We start from the raw sequence: 1,764 nt of genomic DNA on the forward strand, positions 1-1,764 counted from the left end.
GGGTTTTTGCCGTTCCTTCGCCACACGCTCGCTTTTGGGAATGTCCACAAGTACAGGTTCAATCAGAACCGGCACCGGATGATGTTCTTCAATCTCGATGCGTTCGTCGATCAGGGTCTCCTCACGCTCGCGGGCAGCCAGCTTGCCGAAGGCCAGGTCTTCGGCGATTTCGCGCTTCTCACGGCGGGAGTCAATCAGGTTGTCAATCCAGGCGCCAACACGCAGCGCCACGTGCGCCCACGAAAAGCCAAACACGGCGGACACGGCGATCACGCCCAGCGCGATGAAGACCAGGCCTGAGCCGGCAAAGCCCAGCCATTTCTCGCCCTGCATTCCGGCCAGGTAACCCAGCACGCCGCCGGCATGCCCAGGCAACCTGAATTCAAAGCGGTACAGCCGTGACCATTCCAGCGCCGCGCTGGCCAGCAAAAGGAGGAGCAGGCTCAGCCAGAAGCGGATCCGTCCCGCGGAGTGGGATGAATCGGCCGCAAGCGGCTCGCCGCGAAGCCAGCGCGCCAGCGAGGACAGCCAGGCCTGGGTACCTGTCGCCAGGGCCCACCAGACGGAAAAACCCAGCAGGTAATAGCTGGCATCCGCCAGCCATGCACCCAGGCGACCGCCCCAGTTGCGGGCTGCCACCTGGGCCCCGCCCAGGACATCCGCAGAGCCGGAAGTCGACCAGGCGGCATCCTGCGGTGAATAGCTGAGCAGTGCCGCGAGCCAGAAAATCAGGCCGAGCAGACCCAGAATCAGGCTGACTTCATGGGCAAAGCGCTTGATGCCGCCGGGCGCACCCGCGGCAGGGGAATTTCTGGAGTTCAGGGTATCGAGTGAGTAAGTCATGGCCCGGCTGGTACCAAGAGCTTACCGCAGTTGGTAAGCGGTTCGAAGGGGCGCCAGAGACGCCAACCAGGGTGGCAGATGCCGCCGGGGCCTTCACCCCAAAGTATGAAGGCGCTCTTTCACCAAAAGCGAGCCGTCATCGCGGGTTTCGATAAACCCGCGCTCCTCAAGATCCTTCATCACCCGGCTGACCATTTCGCGCGAAGCGCCAACCATCTTGGCCAGATCCTGCCTCGAAACCTTGTCGCGGATCACGGCATTGCCACTGCCGTCCTCGTTGGCGAATTCGAGCAGGGCCCTTGCTACACGGCCATAGACATCCATCAGCGCCAGCGACTCGATTTGCCGGTCTGCATGGCGCAACCGCTGGACCAGCCCCTTCAGAACGGCATAGGCCATGGAGCTGTTTTCCGGAAGGCAACGGGCGAATTCCAGGCGGCCAAGGATCAGGGCATCGGTCTGGATCTCGGCGCGCACCGTGGCGGAGTGGGGTTCGTTGTCAATGAGGCTCATTTCACCCACGTAGTCACCAGGGTGCATGGTGGCCAGGATGACCTCGCGGCCGCGGGAGTCCGTGGTGATGACGCGGGCCCGGCCGGTCAGGATGATGGAAAGGGCGTTGGATTTCTTGCCCTGCTCCACGATAGGCTCACCGCGCTTGAACCGGCGCTTGACCACGGTATCGGCAACCGAGGCGGCCTGACTGGCAGTCAATACTGAAAAAAGGGGTACCCGGCGAATCAATTCCAGGTTCGACACCATCGTTGTCATAGCAGATATCTCCCAACCTCACATCGGACGGCTAGTCGCGTGAGTTCTTACAATGGCACGTAATTCAGGAATCAAGTGCCTCAAAAGTACTAGCAGCTGTTTTACTTGACGCTGCACTTATGCGGCATGACTCTACATGAGTTCTTACAC

General features: G+C 61.1%; 2 protein-coding genes. Both read right to left on the reverse strand.

The features are described from left to right. A partial coding sequence (locus AC1D0Z_RS20935; RefSeq protein WP_477660087.1) for a DNA translocase FtsK 4TM domain-containing protein occupies positions 1–843 on the reverse strand: 843 nt, incomplete at its 3' end. A 93-nt stretch (positions 844–936) separates the two neighbouring features. Further along, positions 937–1,614 carry a Crp/Fnr family transcriptional regulator gene (locus AC1D0Z_RS20940; RefSeq protein ID WP_431097946.1) on the reverse strand — a complete coding sequence of 226 codons (678 nt, stop codon included), beginning with the start codon at positions 1,612–1,614 and terminating at the stop codon, positions 937–939. Positions 1,615–1,764: the final 150 nt, after the last annotated feature.

This window comes from Polaromonas sp. P1_E3 (assembly GCF_056405935.1).

Excerpts from the sequence above, each read along its gene's own strand:
- AC1D0Z_RS20940 (WP_431097946.1), bottom strand. The coding sequence starts at position 1,614 with ATGACAACGATGGTGTCGAACCTGGAATTGATTCGCCGGGTACCCCTT.